Here is a 16,806-nt window from a genome sequence, read left to right on the forward strand (position 1 = left end):
CGCTGCGGTAGCGCCCGATCCCGCGCGAGGCATAGCGCGCCCACACGTCGGCGCGCGGATGCCGGTAGCGGTTGCGGTAGCCGAGCTGGAACAACGCCAGCTCCGGCGACACCACCGCCAGGAACGACGCGCCCGACGAGGTGCCGCTGCCGTGGTGCGGCGCCTGCAGGAAGTCCGCGCGCAGGTCCTGCGCCGGCAGGCGCGCCAGCAAGGCAGCCTCGTCGCGCCGGCCGATGTCGCCGGTCAGCAGCAGGCTGCGCGCGCTGCCCGCCACCTTGAGCACGCACGAGCGCGCATTGCTGTCGAGCGCGGCATTGCCCGCCGCCTCCGGCAGCGGATGCAGCATCGAGAATGCCACGCCGTCCCATTGCCACCGCTGCCCCGCCGCGCATGGCCGCGCTGGCGGCGGCGCCACGCCATCGGGTGGCGCCAGCAGCGGATGCCCGGCCGGCGCGGCGGTCAGCAGGTCGCGCACCGGCAGCGCCGCCATCACGTCGCGCGCGCCGCCGGCATGGTCGGCGTCTTCATGGCTGATGACCAGGCGGTCGAGCGCGCGCACGCCCGCGCCGCGCAGGTACGGCGCGATCACGCGCGCGCCAGCGCTGTTGCCGGGCTGCGCCGCGCCGGCGCCCCAGCCGTAGGCCGGCCCGGCGTCGTACAGCAGCACGCGCGAGCGCGTCTCCACCAGCACCGCCGTGCCCTGCCCGATGTCGAGCGCCGTGGCACGGAACTCGCCATGCGCGACCGGCTGCCGCCCCGCCACCACCATCGGCAGCAGCAGCGCCACGCCATGCAGGCGCGCGCGCAGCCCGCAGCGCAGCGGAGCCAGCAGCAACAGCGCGCCGAACGTGGCCAGCGCGCCGGCCAGCGGCCCCGCGCGCGCCGCCTGCCAGACCGCCCACGGCGGTGCCGCCAGCGCCTCCAGCGCGGCCGCCAGCCACGCCAGCAGCAGATGGGCCGGCGCCAGCAGCCAGCCCGCCAGCGGCGCGGGCATGGCCGCGGCCAGCAGCGCCAGCGGCGTGACCACCAGGCTGACCAGCGGGATCGCCACCGCGTTGGCCAGCGGCGAGATCACCGAGACCTGCCCGAACAGCAGCAGCGTCAGCGGCACCAGCCCGATCGTCACCACCCACTGCGTGCGCGCGGCCTGCGCCAGCGCGTGGCGCAGCCGCGGCCCGCGCGCGGCGCCCGGCCCGCGCGCCGGCCGGGCGGCAGCCAGGAAAATCACGCCCACCGCGCCGAACGACAGCCAGAAACCGGGCGCCAGCACCGCCCACGGATCGAGCGCGACCGCCGCGAACGCGGCCCACGCCAGCACCAGCGAGGCCAGCGGCGCGCGCCCGCTCCACAGCGCCAGTGCCGCCACCGCCAGCATCGACACGGTGCGCTGCGCCGGCACCTGCATGCCCGCCAGCAGGCCGTAGGCGAACGCCGCCAGCACCGCCGCCACCAGCGCCGCGCGCCGCGCCGGCCACCACAGCGGCAGGGGCCGGCGCAGCCAATGCCCCAGGCCTAGCGAATGCCGCCACAGCCAGTGGACCAGCGCGCCGCACAGGCCCGAGATCATGGTGATGTGCAGGCCCGAGATGCTGATCAGATGGCCGATGCCGGTGCGCGTGAACAAGGTCCAGTCGCGCGGCTGGATGCCGCGCTGGTCGCCCACCACCAGCGCCGCCAGCACCGGGCCGAAGCGCGCGCCGGCGGGCAGGCTGGCGAGCACGTGGTCGCGCACGCGCGCGCGCCAGCGCGCGATGCGCCATTCCAGCCGCTCGCCCACGGCCTCGCGCGGCGGTGCGCGCTCGGCGCGCACGTAGCCGGTGGCGCCGAGCCCGGCCGCCAGCAGCCAGAATTCGTAGTCGAAGCCGTGCGGGTTGGCCAGCCCGCGCGGCCGCGTCAGGCGCAGCGCGAAGACGCGCCGCTGGCCCGGCAGCAGGCCGTCCGGCGCGTCCTCCCAGCCGAGCACGACGCGCGGCGGCAGGCGCGGCGCGGGGCGCGCGCCGCCGGCCGGCGCATCGGGCGCGGCGTCGGGCGCGGTATAGGGCGCGGTACCAGGTGAAATCCCGGGCACGGCATCGGGCGCAAACTCGAAGCGCTGCCCGCGCGCAGCCGGCGCGGGCAGCCCCGCGACCACGCCGCTCACGACGAGGTCGATGCCTTCGAGCGCCGGCGCCAGCCGCTCGCCGAGCCGCGCGTCCGCGCGCCACGCCGACCAGCCGAAGCCGGCCAGCGCGGAGAACGCACACAGGGCCGCGCGCGCCCGGGCCGGATGCCGGGCGCGCAGCAGGACCGCGAGCAGCGCCGCCAGCAGGCCCGCCGCCGCCAGCGCCCAGCCGGCCGCGCGGCCCGGCAGCGCGCCTTGCTGCTGCAGCCACCAGCTTCCCGCCACGAAGGCGATCAGGACCAGACGCATGCGGATTCCCGGACGAATTCACCAGGGTCCGTTTATACGGCCGGCGCGCGGCGGAAAACTTGTCAGGAAGAAACGGAAAGGTTGCCGTTTGTGTCGGCGGGCTGGTCGGTGGACGTGCCGGCGAACGAGTCGGCGGACAAAGCGCCGGCCGGGAACATGGTGGCCTCGAATGCCGCCAGGCGCGGCAGCGCGGCCACCGAGTTGCGCCACATCGCCTGCGCCAGCGCGGGCGCGCCGATGCCGCGCAGCTCGCCCAGCGCCCGCGCCACGCCGGCCGTTTCGGCGGGCGTGTTGCGCGCCTTGTGCTGCTCGCCGAACTGGTCGTCGGACAGCCAGGCGGGCGCGATGTCGGGCGCGTCGGTCTCCAGCACGATGGCCTCGAGCGGCAGTTCCTGCGCAAGGCGCCGGATCTGCTTCGCGCGGCTGAAGGTCATGTTGCCGCCGAAGCCCAGCTTCAGGCCCTGGTCGACGAAGCCGCGCGCCTGCTGCGGGCTGCCGTTGAACGCATGGGCGATGCCCTGGCGCACGCCCGCGCGGCGCAGCTGCGCCGCCACCTGGTCCTGCGACTTGCGCACGTGCAGCAGCACCGGCAGGTCGAACTCGCGCGCGAGCTTGAGCTGCTCGCCGTAGATCCAGGCCTGGTGCTGCGCGTCGAGCCCGGGCACGAAGAAATCGAGGCCGATCTCGCCGATGCCGACGAAGCGCGGATCGTCCAGCGAGGCCGCCACCTCGCGCCGCAGCGCATCGAGATCGGCCTGCCCGGCGCCGGGCGTGTAGAGCGGATGGATGCCGAGCGCGTAGACGCAGCCCGCGTGGCGCCGCGCCAGCGCGCGCACCGCGGCGAAATTCGACACCGCCACCGCCGGCAGCACGATGCCGCTCACGCCGGCCGCGGCCGCGGCGGCCGCGACGGCATCGCGGTCGGCGTCGAACTCGGCGGCGTCGAGATGGCAGTGGGTGTCGATCCACATGGGCGGCGGCGTCCTGCGCGCTTCAGCGCTCGCGGTGCAGGTGCCCGTCGCGCAGGCGCAGCACGCGGTCGCAGCGGCTGGCGAGGTCGAGGTCGTGGGTCACGATCACGAAGCTGGTGCCGAGCGTGCGCGACAGTTCCAGCATCAGGTCGTAGACGCCGCCCGCGGTGTGGTCGTCGAGGTTGCCGGTCGGCTCGTCGGCCAGCACGCAGGCCGGGCTGCCCACCAGCGCGCGCGCGATCGCCACGCGCTGGCGCTCGCCGCCGGACAATTCGCCGGGGCGGTGCTGGGCGCGCTCGCCCAGGCCCACGCGCTCGAGCACGGCCTGCGCCGCGGCGCGCGCCTCGCCCTGCTTCAGGCCGCGGATGCGCATCGGCATGGCCACGTTGTCGAGCGCGGTGAACTCGGGCAGCAGGTGGTGGAACTGGTAGATGAAGCCCAGGTCGCGGTTGCGCGCGATATTGCGCTCGCTCTCGCGCAGCGCGGTGAACGGCTTGCCCTTGAGCGCGACGCGGCCGCTGTCCGGGTTGTCCAGCCCGCCCAGCACATGGAGCAGCGTGCTCTTGCCCGAGCCCGACGCGCCGACGATGGCCACCTTCTCGCCGGCGTCGACGCGCACGTCCACGCCCTTGAGCACGGTCACGTCGAGGCCGCCCTGGCGGAAGCGCTTGGTCAGGCCCTCGGCCATCAGCACCGGGGTGCCGGCGGGCGCGGCCGGCACGGACGCGGCGGCGCCTTCGGGGGCGCTGCGCAGCATGGCTTCACTCATAGCGCAGCGCCTCCGCCGGGTTGACGCGGGCGGCGCGCCAGCTTGGGTAGAGCGTGGCCAGCGTGGCCAGCACGAAGGAGAGGATGCCGATGGTGGCGATGTCGTTCACGCGGGGGTCCGAAGGCAGTTCGCTGATGAAATAGATGTCGCGCGGCAGGAACTGCACGTGCAGCAGCCGCTCGATGAAGGGCACGATCACGTCGATGTTGCAGGCGATCAGCGCGCCGCCGGCCACCCCGGCCAGCGTGCCGATGAAGCCGATCGCCACGCCCTGCACGATGAAGATCTTGGTGATGGAGCTCGGCTGCGCGCCCATCGTGCGCAGGATGGCGATGTCGGCCTGCTTGTCGGTCACGGTCATCACCAGCGTGGACACCAGGTTGAAGGCCGCCACCGCGATGATCAGCGTGAGGATGATGAACATCATGCGCTTCTCGGTCTGCACCGCGGCGAACCAGTTGCGGTTCTGCTTGGACCAGTCGCGCAGGTAGAGCTCGCCCGAGAGCGTGCCGGCCAGTTCGTCGGCCACCTGCGGCGCGCGCTGCATGTCGCTCAGCTTGAGGCGCACGCCGGTCGGGCCGGCCAGCCGGAACAGGGTCTCGGCGTCCTGCAGGTTGATCAGCGCCAGCGCGTTGTCGAACTCGAAATGGCCGGACGAGAAGATGCCCGTCACGGTAAACTGCTTGAGCCGCGGCAGCACGCCGGCCGGCGTGATGGTGCCCTGCGGCACCACCAGCGTGACCTTGTCGCCGACCTGCACGCCGATCGCGTTGGCCAGCTCGTTGCCGAGCGCGATGTCGAAGCTGCCGGGCGCCAGGCTGTCCATGCTGCCGGCGCGGAACTGCTTGCCGATGTCGGAGACCTTGGGCTCCTGGCCGGGCTCGACGCCGCGCAGCAGCACGCCGCGCACGGCTTCCTCGCGGGTCAGCATGGCCTGGGCCGCCACATAGGGCGCCGCGCCGATCACTTCCTTGTTGCGCTCGGCCTCGGCGGCGGTCTTCTGCCAGTCGGGCAGCGCGCCCGGGCCGACCACCTCGATGTGCGAGAGCACCGACAGCATGCGGTCGCGCACCTCTTTCTGGAAGCCGTTCATGACCGACAGCACCACGATCAACGCCGCCACGCCCAGCGCGATGCCGAGCATGGAGATCATCGAGATGAAGGAAATGAAGGTGTTGCGGCTGGCGCGCTTGCTGGCGCGGGTGTAGCGCCAGCCGATCTGCCATTCGTACGGAAAGTTCAAGAGGATCCCTGTCGTTGAGGAGAAACGCCGGCGCCACGTCGCCGGCACCGCCGGCGGTGCTGCCGCCGACGCCTGTCCGGGCGATATTTCCGCCGCCCGCCAGCCGGAAGTTTACAATCTCGGCCATCATGATGACGCACCTGACCCTGATTGTGCCCTTTTCCGTGCCGCCGGGCGCCGCGACCGATGCGGACGGCGGCGGCAACGACGCCATGCTGGAGGCGCTGCTGCGCCAGTTGGAGTTGCCGGCGCTCGGAAAGTTGCTGACCCGCGCCAGCCCCGGCCCGCGCGAGCGGCACGACGATCCCTTCCTGCGCTCGCTGCCGCACGAGCGCTGGCTGGCCGGGCGCGCCGGGCTGGACACCACCCGCGTGCCCAGCGCCCCCTTCATGCGGCTGGCCGACCGCGCCGCCGCGGGCCTGCCGGACGACGGCGGCGACGGTAACGGCGGCGGCCAGGCCTGGGCCTGCCTGCAGCCGGTGCACATCCACGCCGCGCGCGACCACCTGGTGCTGATGAACCCGGCCCACCTGGGCCTGCGCGCCGACGAGGCGGCGGCCCTGCACGCGGCGGTGGCCGGCCTGCTGGAGGAATCGGGCATCGTGCTGGAAACGCCGCAGCCGGCGCGCTGGTACCTGCCCGAGGCCGCGTTCGGCCCGCTGGTCGCCACCAGCCCGCTGCGCGCCAGCGGGCGCAATATCGACATGTGGATGCAGGCCGGCGAGCGCGCGCGCGACTGGCGCCGCGTCCAGAACGAGATCCAGATGACCTGGCACGACCACCGCGTCAACCAGGCCCGCGAGGCCGCCGGCAAGCCGGCCGTCAATTCGGTCTGGCTGCACGGCGGCGGCACGCTGCAGGCGGTGCCGCGCCTGGCCGGCGCCGTGCTCGGCGACGACGCCTTCCTGCGCGGGCTGGCGCTGGCGGGCGGCGCGGCCTGCCAGCCGCTGCCGCCGCGCTTCGACGCCGCGGCGGCCGGGACCGCCGACAGCGCGCTGGCGCTGCTGGACGACGCCACCGAAGCCCATATCGGCGAGGACTGGGGCCTGTGGATCGAGCGCATGCACGCGCTCGAGGCCAACTGGTTCGCCCCGGCGCTGGCCGCGCTGGAGAGCGGCGCGCTGCCGGCCCTGACGCTGGTGCTGGCCGGCGACAACCACTATGCCGAGTTCACCGTGCGCCGCGCCGACCTGCGCAAGTTCTGGCGCGGCCTGGGCGCGCGCGGCGACTGGCGCGCGCTGCTGTCCGACCTGGCCTATGCCGCCTGAACGGCCGGATGAACTAACGCCCGGCCGACTGACCGCCCGAACGCCTCACCCCGTTTTCCTGCCTGCCTCCACATGACCCGAATCGCCGTCCGCTCCTTTTCCGCCGAACACGCCGGCACGCTGGCAGGCGCCGGCCTGCACCCCACGCTGGCCCGCATCCTGTCGGCGCGCGGCGTGCGCGCGCCGGCCGAGCTCGCCACCGAGCTGCCGGGGCTGATGCCGCCGGACACGATGAAAGGCATCGGCCACGCCGCCACCTACCTGGCCGACGCCATCGCCGCCGGCCGCCGGCTGCTGATCGTGGCCGACTACGACTGCGACGGCGCCACCGCCTGCGCGGTGGGCGTGCGCGGCCTGCGCATGCTGGGCGCGCGCGTCGACTACATTGTGCCGAACCGCTTCGAGTACGGCTACGGCCTGACGCCGGAGATCGTGGCGCTGGCCGCGCGGCAGCAGCCCGACGTGATCGTCACGGTGGACAACGGCATCGCCAGCGTGGACGGCGTGGCGGCGGCCAACGCGCTCGGCATCGACGTGGTGGTGACCGACCACCACCTGCCCGGCGAGCAGCTGCCGGACGCGGCGGTGATCGTCAACCCCAACCAGCCCGGCTGCGCCTTCCCGAGCAAGAACCTGGCCGGCGTGGGCGTGATGTTCTACGTGCTGCTGGCGCTGCGCGCCGAGCTGCGCCGCCGCGGCGCGTTCGACGCGCAGACCCAGCCGCGCCTGGACGCCCTGCTCGACCTGGTGGCGCTGGGCACGGTGGCCGACGTGGTCAAGCTCGACAGCAACAACCGCATCCTGGTGGCGCAGGGCCTCAAGCGCATGCGCGCCGGGCGCATGCACGCGGGCGTGGCCGCGCTGTTCCGCGCCGCCGGGCGCGAAGCCGCGCGCGCCAACACCTTCGACCTCGGCTTCGGCGTGGGCCCGCGCCTGAACGCGGCCGGGCGGCTGGCCGACATGTCGCTCGGCATCGAATGCCTGCTCACCGACGACGCCAACCGCGCGTGGGAAATCGCCCAGGAACTCGACGGCATGAACCGCGAGCGCCGCGACATCGAGGCCGGCATGCAGCAGGAAGCGCTGCGCATCCTGGAAGGCCCGCTGGGCGCGCTGGACCCGGCCGCGCGCTTCACCGTGAGCGTGTTCAACGATACCTGGCACCAGGGCGTGATCGGCATCGTGGCGTCGCGGCTCAAGGAGAAATACCACCGGCCGACCATCACCTTCGCGCCCGGCGACGACGGCACCATCAAGGGCTCGGGCCGCTCGATCCCCGGCTTCCACCTGCGCGACGCGCTGGACCTGGTGTCCAAGCGCCATCCCGGCCTGCTGGTCAAGTTCGGCGGCCACGCGATGGCGGCCGGCCTGACGCTGCGCGCGGACACCTTCGGCGAGTTCACGGAAGCGTTCGAGGCGGTGGGACGCGAATGGCTGGACGACGAGCAGCTCGCGCGCGTGATCGAGACCGACGGCGACATCGAGGACGGCTGCTTCAGCCCGGAATTCGTGGCGCTGCTCGAGCAGCAGGTGTGGGGCCAGGGCTTTCCCGCGCCGACCTTCTGCGGCGAGTTCGACGTGCTGCGCCAGAGCGTGCTCAAGGGCAAGCACCTCAAGCTGCAGCTCGGGCGCGGCAGCCAGCGCTTCGACGCGATCTGGTTCAACCACGCCGATTCGCTCGGCGCCAGCGCGCTGGTGGCCTACCGGCTGGACAACAACACCTTCAACGGCGTCACGCGCGTGCAGATGGTGATCGAGCACGCGCAGTAGCGGCGGCGCCCGCCGCTGCCCGCCGCTGCCCGCGCCCGCCTCAGCCGCGCGCGGGCAGCAGCCCGGCCGGGTCGACCGGCTTGCCGTTGTTGCGCACCTCGAAGTGCAGCTCGCTGTCGGACCTGCCCATGCGCCCGACCTCCTGGCCGCCGGACACCTGCACGCCTTCGCTGACCGAGGGCTTGTCGAGGTTGCCGTAGACCGTCAGCCAGTTGTCGTCGTGCTTGATGATGACCAGCATGCCGTAGCCGCGCAGGTTGCCCACGTGGATGGCCTTGCCCGCGGCGGCGGCGCGCACCGCGCTGCCGGGCGGCGTGTCGATGCTCAGGCCCTTGCTGGCGGGCGGCCCGTAGCCCGCCGTGACGCGGCCCTCGGCCGGCCATTGCAGGCGGATGCTGGTGGCCGGCGCGCGCGCCGGCGGGCTGCTGTCCACGCGCGGGGTGTCGCGCACGGCCACCGGGCCGCTGCCGCTGCCCGCGCTGCCGCCGGCGCTGGCGGTGCCGGGCGGGCGGATGCGCAGCAACTGGCCGACCTCGATACGGTCGGCGCTGGGCAGCTGGTTCCAGCGCGTCAGGTCGCGCACCGAGCGCTTGTGGCGCTGGGCCACGCTGTACAGGGTGTCGCCGCTCTGCACCCGGTAGTAGCCGTCCGGCGCCGGCTCGCTGGCCAGGGTGCCGCAGCCCGCCGCGAGGCACGCCGCGGCCGCGGCGGCCAGCAGGCCGAGCGCGCGGCGGCGGCGGCCATTGGTCGTGTCGGTCGTGTCGGTCGTCCCGGTCATCCTTGCCCTCTCGATTCTGGTCGTCTCGGTCGTCTCGTGATTGCTTGGCTTCATGCGTGCTTATCGTCCATCCTTGTCCATGTCTGAACGGCTATTTCGAAGGCGGCCGGCGGGCTCCCGCCGGCGCGGGCCTGCCGCAAGTCTGCCATGCCGCACCCGCAACTGTAGACCGTTCGGCAAGCGAACCGTTCGAAATTGTCCGCCGCGCGCCGCCCGGTGCGGGGGAACAGCCCCCGATCCGCTATAATTCAAGGTTTTGAAAAGCGCAGAACATCATGGAAGCAGAACGCCTCAACGCCATTTCCGGTGCCATCTCCGATCTCCGTTCCCGGACGGAAGATCTACGGGGGTATCTTTGACTACGATGTCAAGGTAGGACGGCTCGACGAAGTCAACGGCGAACTCGAGGATCCCGAGGTCTGGAACAACCCCAAGAAGGCCCAGGACCTCGGCAAGGAAAAGAAGATGCTGGAGGGCGTGGTCGGCGTCCTCGGCAAGCTCACGGATGACCTTTCGGGCGCCGAGGAGCTGTTCGAGCTCGCGCGCGAGGAAGGCGACGACGACACGATGGAAGCCATCGAGGCCGACGTCAAGGGCTTCGAGGCCGTCGTCGCGGACATGGAATTCCGCCGCATGTTCTCGGGCGAGATGGACCAGGCCAACGCGTTCATCGACATCCAGGCCGGCGCCGGCGGCACCGAGGCCTGCGACTGGGCCTCGATGCTGCTGCGCCAGTACCTGAAGTACTGCGAGCGCAAGGGCTTCAAGGCCGAGGTGCTGGAAGAGTCAGAGGGCGACGTGGCCGGCATCAAGAGCGCCACCATCAAGATCGAGGGCGAATACGCGTTCGGCTACCTGCGCACCGAGACCGGCGTGCACCGCCTGGTGCGCAAGTCGCCGTTCGACTCGTCGGGCGGCCGGCACACCTCGTTCTCGTCGGTGTTCGTCTACCCCGAGGTGGACGATTCGTTCGAGGTCGAGGTCAATCCGGCGGACCTGCGCGTGGACACCTACCGCGCCTCGGGCGCGGGCGGCCAGCACATCAACAAGACCGATTCGGCCGTGCGGATCACGCACATCCCGACCGGCATCGTGGTGCAGTGCCAGAACGACCGCTCGCAGCACCGCAACCGCGCCGAGGCCATGTCGATGCTGAAGTCGCGCCTGTACGAGCACGAGATGCGCAAGCGCCAGGCCGAGGCCGACAAGCTCGAGGCCGGCAAGACCGACGTGGGCTGGGGCCACCAGATCCGCTCCTACGTGCTGGACCAGAGCCGCATCAAGGACCTGCGCACCAACGTGGAAATGTCCAACACGCAGAAGGTGCTGGACGGCGACCTGGACCCGTTCATCGAGGCCAGCCTCAAGCAAGGCCTGTAACACGACCCCGCGCCGCCGCCCGGCGGCGCGGCGCGACTCACCTGCCGGACCCATCCGACCATGACCGCAGCATCGACCGCAGCAACGCACCTGTTCATCATCACCGGCACCTCGCGCGGGCTCGGTGCCGCGCTGGCGCAGGCCCTGCTCAAGCCGGGCCACCGCCTGATCTGCGTGGCGCGCAACCGCAACCCCGAACTGGAACAGGCCGCCGCCGCCAGCGGCGTCAAGGTGGCCTGGCACCTGCAGGACCTGTCGCAGGCGGGGCCTGCCGCGGCGTGGCTGGGCAGCGTGCTCGACGCGGTCGACGAGGCGCCCGCCAGCGCCACGCTGATCCTCAACGCGGGCATGATCGAGCCGATCGGCCCGGTGGCCGCGCTGCAGGAGGCCACGCTGGTGCCGCACCTGCTCACCAACCTGGCCACGCCGATGACCATGACCGCGGCCTTCCTGGCGCGCACCGAGCGCTTCGGCTGCCCGCGCAAGGTGCTGGCGATCTCGTCCGGCGCGGCGCGCCGCCCGGTCGAGGGCTGGGCCGCCTACTGCGCCGGCAAGGCCGGGCTCGACATGTTCGTGCGCTCGGTCAACGCCGAGTACGCGCAGGCGCCGGCCGAACGCGGCGTGCGCGCGGTGGCGCTGGCCCCGGGCGTGGTCGACACCAGCATGCAGGCCACCATCCGCGGCGCCGACTTCGCGCAGGTGCAGCGCTTCCGCGACCTCAAGGACAACGACCAGCTCGCCTCGGCCGAGGACACCGCGCGCCGCATCGCGGCCTACCTCGACCGCCCGGACTTCGGCAGCACCGAGCTCGACGACATCCGCAATACCTGAATCGCCCTGAACCGCCTGACCCGCGCGCGGCCCGCCGCGCGCCTCACCAAGACACCATGACCGACTCCAACCGCGCTCCCGCCGAGGCCAACGCCCCCGCCGCAGCCGACGAAAACAAGATCATCGCGGAACGGCGCGAGAAGCTGCAGGCGCTGCGCCAGCAAGGCGTGGCCTTCCCCAACGACTTCCGCCCGACCCACCAGTCCGCCGCGCTGCACGCGCAGTACGGCGAAACCGACCAGGCCGCGCTCGAAGCGGCGCCGGTCGAGGTCGCCATCGCCGGGCGCATGATGCTCAAGCGCGTGATGGGCAAGGCCAGTTTCGCCACCGTGCAGGACGGCGCCGGCCGCATCCAGTTCTACATCAGCCGCGACGCGATCGGCGAAGAGGTCTACGCCGCCTTCAAGAAGTGGGACCTCGGCGACATCATCGCCGCGCGCGGCACGCTGATGAAGACCAAGACCGGCGAGCTGTCGGTGGCGGTCAGCGAGCTGCGCCTGCTGTCCAAGAGCCTGCGCCCGCTGCCCGGCGATTTCTACGGCCTGTCGGACCAGGAGCTGAAATACCGCCAGCGCTACGTCGACCTGATCGTGTCGCCGGAGACGCGCGCCACCTTCCGCGCGCGCACCCAGGCCATCAGCTCGCTGCGCCGCCACATGGCCGACGCGGACTTCATGGAAGTGGAAACGCCGATGCTGCACCCGATCCCGGGCGGCGCCGCGGCCAAGCCCTTCATCACGCACCACAACGCGCTGGACATGCAGATGTTCCTGCGCATCGCGCCCGAGCTGTACCTCAAGCGCCTGGTGGTGGGCGGCTTCGAGCGCGTGTTCGAGATCAACCGCAATTTCCGCAACGAGGGGGTGAGCCCGCGCCACAACCCCGAGTTCACCATGATGGAGTTCTACGCCGCGTACACCGACTACCGCTGGCTGATGGACTTCACCGAAAACCTGATCCGCCAGGCCGCCATCGACGCGCGCGGCAGCGCCGTGCTGACCTACCAGGGCCGCGAGCTGGACCTGTCCAAGCCGTTCCACCGCCTCACCATCTGCCAGGCGATCCAGAAATACGCGCCGCAATACACCGACGCGCAACTGGCCGACGTGGACTTCCTGCGCGCCGAGCTGAAGAAGTTCGGCGTCAACACCGGCGCGCCGCAGTTCCTCAACGCGGGCCTGGGCACGCTGCAGCTGGTGCTGTTCGAGGAAACCGCCGAAAGCCAGCTGTGGGAGCCGACCTACATCGTCGACTACCCGGTGGAAGTCTCGCCGCTGGCGCGCGCCTCGGACACGCTGCCCGGCATCACCGAGCGCTTCGAGCTGTTCATCACCGGCCGCGAGATCGCCAACGGCTTCTCCGAGCTGAACGACGCCGAGGACCAGGCCGAGCGCTTCCGCAAGCAGGTCGACCAGAAGGACGCCGGCGACGAGGAAGCCATGTACTTCGACGCCGACTACATCCGCGCGCTGGAATACGGCATGCCCCCGACGGGCGGCTGCGGCATCGGCATCGACCGCCTGGTGATGCTGCTGACCGACAGCCCCAACATCCGCGACGTCATCCTGTTCCCGCACCTGCGCCGCGAGGACTGAACGCTGCTGAATGGCTGGCGCTCATCTCCTGCTGGCAGGAGAGGGGCGAACCCAAGCGGCCGGCTGAACGTGCCGGCGACCCAGAGCCCCATCGCGTCGATGGGGCTTTTTGCTTTCCGCGGCCGGCGTTGTTACAAACGGCCCGGCGCGGCGCCCGGCCCACCTCGGCCAAGCCATTGATTCCACGGGCAAATCCGCCCTACACAAACTTACAAAATCAAACGGAAAACGGCGGCGGATTCGGCCAGACTCAAGACCGGGAAACATCGAAGCCGCGTGTGCTCAACTCAACGTGTGCTTTCGGTACCGCACAAGGAAAACGACATGCCGAATCCGACCCTGAACCCGTCCAGCGAATCCACCGCGCCGGCGCTGCCCGCGCAACGCCGCCTGCATCCGCTCGTGGGCGCCGCGGCCGTGGCCATCGTGATCGCCAGCCTGACGGCGGTGGCCGCCATGACCGGCGTGCTGCCGCTCGGCAAGGCCGCGCCCGGTGCGCCGCAGTCGCTGACCGCGCAGATCGCCGCGGAAAATGCCGCGGCCAGCCAGCAGCCGCAGCAGCCCGTGCCGGGCAGCACCACGCGGCCGCCCGAGGCCATGAATCCGGCGCCGGCGCAAGCTGTCGCCCCCGCTGCGCCGGCCGCGCAGGCCCAGCCGCCCCGGCGCGCCGACAACGGCGCGTATGCGCAGCGCCAGCCCGCGCCGCCCAGCACCAGCCTCGGCCGCGTAGTGGCCATCACGCCGGTCGAGACCGCCAAGCCGGCCACGGGCCTCGGCGCGGTGGGCGGCGCCGTGGTCGGCGGCCTGCTGGGCAACCAGATCGGCCGCGGCAACGGCCGCATCCTCGGCACCGTGGCCGGCGCCGTGGGTGGCGGCTTCGCCGGCAACCAGATCGAGAAGAGCGTGCGCAAGGACACCAGCTACCAGGTCCGCGTGCAGATGGACAACGGCACGCACCGCACCTTCACCTACCATGCCGATCCCGGCGTGCAGGTCGGCGAGCGGGTCCGGCTGCAGGACGGCGGGCTGGCCCCCGCCTGAGACGGACACAGTGCCGGCGGCCAAAGAAAAACGGGCGCGCGCGCCCGTTTTTCTTGACCCTTTACCTGCTGCCAGCCTGCCTGCATCGCGGCCTAGAAGTCGTTTCAAGATGAAGCGAAGCGGTTCTGGCCAGGGCGAAGCAGGGAGCTCGGATCACGCAGCGCGCATGCGCCCTGCAAGGGCGCGGCCGCAGACAGTACAACCAGTAACTTGCCGTGCCGCGCAGCGACGCCAGGGTCTTTTTGAAACGACTTCCTACGCCGCTTCCTCGATCCACGCGGCCTGGATCGCTTCCAGGATCTTCTCGCCCGAGCGGTCGGGCAGGTCGGCGAAGCCATCGAGCTCCATGACCCAGCGGTGCAGGTCGGTGAAACGGATCGCGGCGGGATCGACGTCGGGGTACTTGTCGTACAGCGCGGCGGCGATGTCGTAGGTGTCGGTCCACTTCATGGGCTCTCTCTCCGGTCGGGTCGTGAAGGCGGCAGGGGCGCGCGGCGGGCGCTCAGTGCTCTTCCTTGGCATGGTTGATCGTGTACTTCGGGATCTGCACGGTGAGGTCGCCGTCGGCGACCAGCGCCTGGCACGAGAGCCGCGAATTGGGCTCGAGGCCCCAGGCCTTGTCGAGCAGGTCCTCTTCCTTTTCCTCCGCGTCCTCGAGCGAGTCGAAGCCCTCGCGCACGATCACGTGGCAGGTGGTGCAGGCGCACGACTTTTCGCAGGCGTGCTCGATCTCGATGCCGTTGTTGAGCAAGGCATCGCAGATGCTGGTGCCCGCCTCGGCTTCGAACACGGCGCCCTCCGGGCAGAGTTCGACGTGGGGCAATACGATGATCTGTGGCATGGGTTGTCCTGGATATGGATACGGCGCGGCCTCGGGGATCAGCCCAGGTCCTGCACCTTGCGGCCCGCCAGCGCGCTCTTGATCGAGCGGTCCATGCGGCGTGCGGCGAATTCGTCGGTGCCGCGGGAAAGCGCCTCCACGGCGGCCTTGATGGCGTGGTGGTCCTGGCCCGCGGCCACGTCGCCGACCGCCTGGATCAGCCGCTCCACGGCGGCGCGCTCGTCGGCCGAGAGCAGTTCGCCGTCGGTCTCGAGCGCGCGGCTGGTGGCCTCGACCAGGCGCGCGGCTTCCACGCGCTCCTCGGCCAGGGCGCGGCTCTTCATGTCGTGCTCGGCTTCGCGGAAGCTGTCCTGCAGCATGCGGGCGATCTCGTCGTCGGCCAGCCCGTAGGACGGCTTGACGGTGATGGTGGCCTCCACGCCCGACTGCGTCTCGCGCGCGAAGACCGACAGCAGGCCGTCGGCGTCGACCTGGTAGGTCACGCGGATGCGCGCCGCGCCCGCCACCATCGGCGGGATGCCGCGCAGCTCGAAGCGCGCCAGCGAGCGGCAGTCCGCCGCCAGCTCGCGCTCGCCCTGCAGCACGTGGATGGCCATCGCGGTCTGGCCGTCCTTGAAGGTGGTGAATTCCTGCGCGCGCGCCACCGGGATGGTGCTGTTGCGCGGGATGATCTTCTCGACCAGGCCGCCCATCGTCTCCACGCCCAGCGAGAGCGGGATCACGTCCAGCAGCAGCCAGTCCTCGCCGGGCGCGCCGTTGCCGGCCAGCAGGTTGGCCTGCATGGCGGCGCCGAGCGCCACCACCTTGTCCGGGTCGAGGTTGGTCAGCGGCGGCTGGCCGAAGAACTCGCCCACCGCCTTGCGGATCGAAGGCGTGCGCGTGGCGCCGCCGACCAGCACCACGCCCTTGACCTCGTCGGCGGCCACGCCGGCGTCGCGCAGCGCCTTGCGCACCGGCGCCAGGGTCTTCTGCACCAGCGGCGCGGTCATCTCGACGAAGGCCGCCGCGGTGAGCGTCAGGTGCACGATCTCGCCGCTGTTGAGCACGGCGTCGATCACGGTGGCGTCGGCCGCCGACAGCGCTTCCTTGGCGGCACGGGCGCGTACCTGCAGCAGGCGCATGTCTTCGGCCGAAAGCGGCTGCAGGCCGGCCTGCTCGACGATCCAGCACATCACGCGCTGGTCGAAGTCGTCGCCGCCGAGCGCGGAATCGCCGCCGGTGGCCATGACTTCGAATACGCCCTTGGTGAGCTTGAGGATGGAGATGTCGAAGGTGCCGCCGCCGAGGTCATAGACCGCGTAGATGCCTTCGGAGGCGTTGTCCAGGCCGTAGGCGATGGCCGCCGCGGTCGGCTCGTTGAGCAGGCGCAGCACTTCCAGGCCGGCCAGTTGCGCCGCGTCCTTGGTGGCCTGGCGCTGGGCGTCGTCGAAGTACGCGGGCACCGTGATGACGGCGCCGACCAGCTCGTCGCCGAGCGAGTCCTCGGCGCGCTGGCGCAGCGTGGCGAGGATTTCCGCCGAGATTTCCACGGGGCTCTTCACGCCGGCCGCGGTCTTGATCTGCACCATGCCGGGCGCGTCGACGAAATCGTAGGGGCTGTGCTCGATGTGCGTCACGTCGCGCAGGCCGCGGCCCATGAAGCGCTTGACCGAGACGATGGTGTTCTTGGGGTCGTGCACCGCTTCGTCCTGCGCGCGGTAGCCGATCTGCGTGCCCTTGCCGGGCAGGTAGCGCACCACGGACGGCAGCAGCGCGCGGCCGCTTTCGTCGGTCAGGACTTCGGGAATGCTGTTGCGAACCGCCGCCACCAGCGAGTTGGTCGTGCCGAGGTCGATGCCGACCGCGAGCCGCTTCTGGTGGGGAGCCGGCGACATGCCGGGTTCGGAGATCTGGAGCAGTGCCATGATGA

General features: G+C 71.6%; 13 protein-coding genes and 1 pseudogene. 6 read left to right on the top strand and 8 right to left on the bottom strand.

Features of this window, described 5'->3' with window-relative positions; translation table 11 throughout:
- Window positions 1-7 precede the first annotated feature (7 nt).
- From KF708C_RS19200 to KF708C_RS19215, 4 genes and pseudogenes are all read right to left on the bottom strand, one after another.
- A pseudogene (locus KF708C_RS19200) lies at window positions 8-2,410 on the bottom strand (DNA internalization-related competence protein ComEC/Rec2); the annotation flags it as partial.
- A gap of 62 nt (window positions 2,411-2,472) precedes the next feature.
- Window positions 2,473-3,381, bottom strand: coding sequence for a TatD family hydrolase (locus KF708C_RS19205; RefSeq protein WP_059412941.1), 909 nt, complete (start codon window positions 3,379-3,381; stop codon window positions 2,473-2,475).
- Between the two features lie 22 nt (window positions 3,382-3,403).
- Window positions 3,404-4,150, bottom strand: coding sequence for a lipoprotein-releasing ABC transporter ATP-binding protein LolD (gene lolD / locus KF708C_RS19210; protein ID WP_059412942.1), 747 nt, complete (start codon window positions 4,148-4,150; stop codon window positions 3,404-3,406).
- Entirely contained in the window at window positions 4,143-5,393 is a 1,251-nt protein-coding gene (locus KF708C_RS19215) for a lipoprotein-releasing ABC transporter permease subunit (protein ID WP_020201446.1), read from the bottom strand. Before KF708C_RS19215 ends, lolD begins: the two co-directional genes overlap by 8 nt.
- A 128-nt stretch (window positions 5,394-5,521) precedes the next feature.
- Between KF708C_RS19215 and KF708C_RS19220 the strand changes: the two genes are divergently transcribed.
- The gene (locus KF708C_RS19220; RefSeq protein WP_059412943.1) at window positions 5,522-6,661 is read left to right on the top strand and encodes a hypothetical protein; all 1,140 of its coding nucleotides are present in this window, start codon (window positions 5,522-5,524) and stop codon (window positions 6,659-6,661) included.
- A gap of 72 nt (window positions 6,662-6,733) precedes the next feature.
- Window positions 6,734-8,431 carry a single-stranded-DNA-specific exonuclease RecJ gene (recJ, locus tag KF708C_RS19225; protein ID WP_059412944.1) on the top strand — a complete coding sequence of 566 codons (1,698 nt, stop codon included), beginning with the start codon at window positions 6,734-6,736 and terminating at the stop codon, window positions 8,429-8,431.
- Window positions 8,432-8,471: 40 nt separating this feature from the next.
- On the opposite strand, the gene KF708C_RS19230 is transcribed toward recJ, so the two are convergent.
- Entirely contained in the window at window positions 8,472-9,209 is a 738-nt protein-coding gene (locus tag KF708C_RS19230; protein ID WP_059412945.1) for a peptidoglycan DD-metalloendopeptidase family protein, read from the bottom strand.
- Between the two features lie 275 nt (window positions 9,210-9,484).
- Here KF708C_RS19230 and prfB point away from each other — a divergent pair.
- The 4 genes from prfB to KF708C_RS19250 all read left to right on the top strand — a co-directional run bounded on the left by prfB (window position 9,485) and on the right by KF708C_RS19250 (window position 14,056).
- Window positions 9,485-10,589, top strand: a protein-coding gene (prfB, locus tag KF708C_RS19235) for a peptide chain release factor 2 (RefSeq protein WP_155887964.1) whose coding sequence is annotated in 2 segments (ribosomal slippage) — window positions 9,485-9,565 and window positions 9,567-10,589 — 1,104 coding nt in all. Because the reading frame shifts where the segments join, the coding sequence is not laid out codon by codon here.
- Between the two features lie 60 nt (window positions 10,590-10,649).
- Entirely contained in the window at window positions 10,650-11,420 is a 771-nt protein-coding gene (locus tag KF708C_RS19240) for an SDR family oxidoreductase (protein ID WP_020201440.1), read from the top strand.
- A gap of 56 nt (window positions 11,421-11,476) precedes the next feature.
- Window positions 11,477-13,015 (top strand): lysine--tRNA ligase, encoded by a 1,539-nt coding sequence (lysS, locus tag KF708C_RS19245; RefSeq protein WP_020201439.1) that lies wholly within the window; start codon window positions 11,477-11,479, stop codon window positions 13,013-13,015.
- 324 nt (window positions 13,016-13,339) lie between these two features.
- A complete protein-coding gene (locus KF708C_RS19250) occupies window positions 13,340-14,056 on the top strand; it encodes a glycine zipper 2TM domain-containing protein (RefSeq protein ID WP_059412946.1) in 717 nt (238 codons plus the stop codon).
- 255 nt (window positions 14,057-14,311) lie between these two features.
- On the opposite strand, the gene iscX is transcribed toward KF708C_RS19250, so the two are convergent.
- The 3 genes from iscX to hscA are packed head-to-tail and all read right to left on the bottom strand — an operon-like array spanning window position 14,312 to window position 16,801.
- A complete protein-coding gene (iscX, locus tag KF708C_RS19255) occupies window positions 14,312-14,506 on the bottom strand; it encodes a Fe-S cluster assembly protein IscX (RefSeq protein WP_020201437.1) in 195 nt (64 codons plus the stop codon).
- Window positions 14,507-14,558: 52 nt separating this feature from the next.
- A complete protein-coding gene (gene fdx, locus KF708C_RS19260) occupies window positions 14,559-14,897 on the bottom strand; it encodes an ISC system 2Fe-2S type ferredoxin (protein WP_020201436.1) in 339 nt (112 codons plus the stop codon).
- Between the two features lie 38 nt (window positions 14,898-14,935).
- The gene (hscA, locus tag KF708C_RS19265) at window positions 14,936-16,801 is read right to left on the bottom strand and encodes a Fe-S protein assembly chaperone HscA (RefSeq protein ID WP_020201435.1); all 1,866 of its coding nucleotides are present in this window, start codon (window positions 16,799-16,801) and stop codon (window positions 14,936-14,938) included.
- Between the last annotated feature and the right edge of the window lie 5 nt (window positions 16,802-16,806).

Source organism: Cupriavidus basilensis (genome assembly GCF_000876015.1).
In the GTDB taxonomy this organism is placed as follows: Bacteria; Pseudomonadota; Gammaproteobacteria; order Burkholderiales; family Burkholderiaceae; genus Cupriavidus; species Cupriavidus basilensis_B.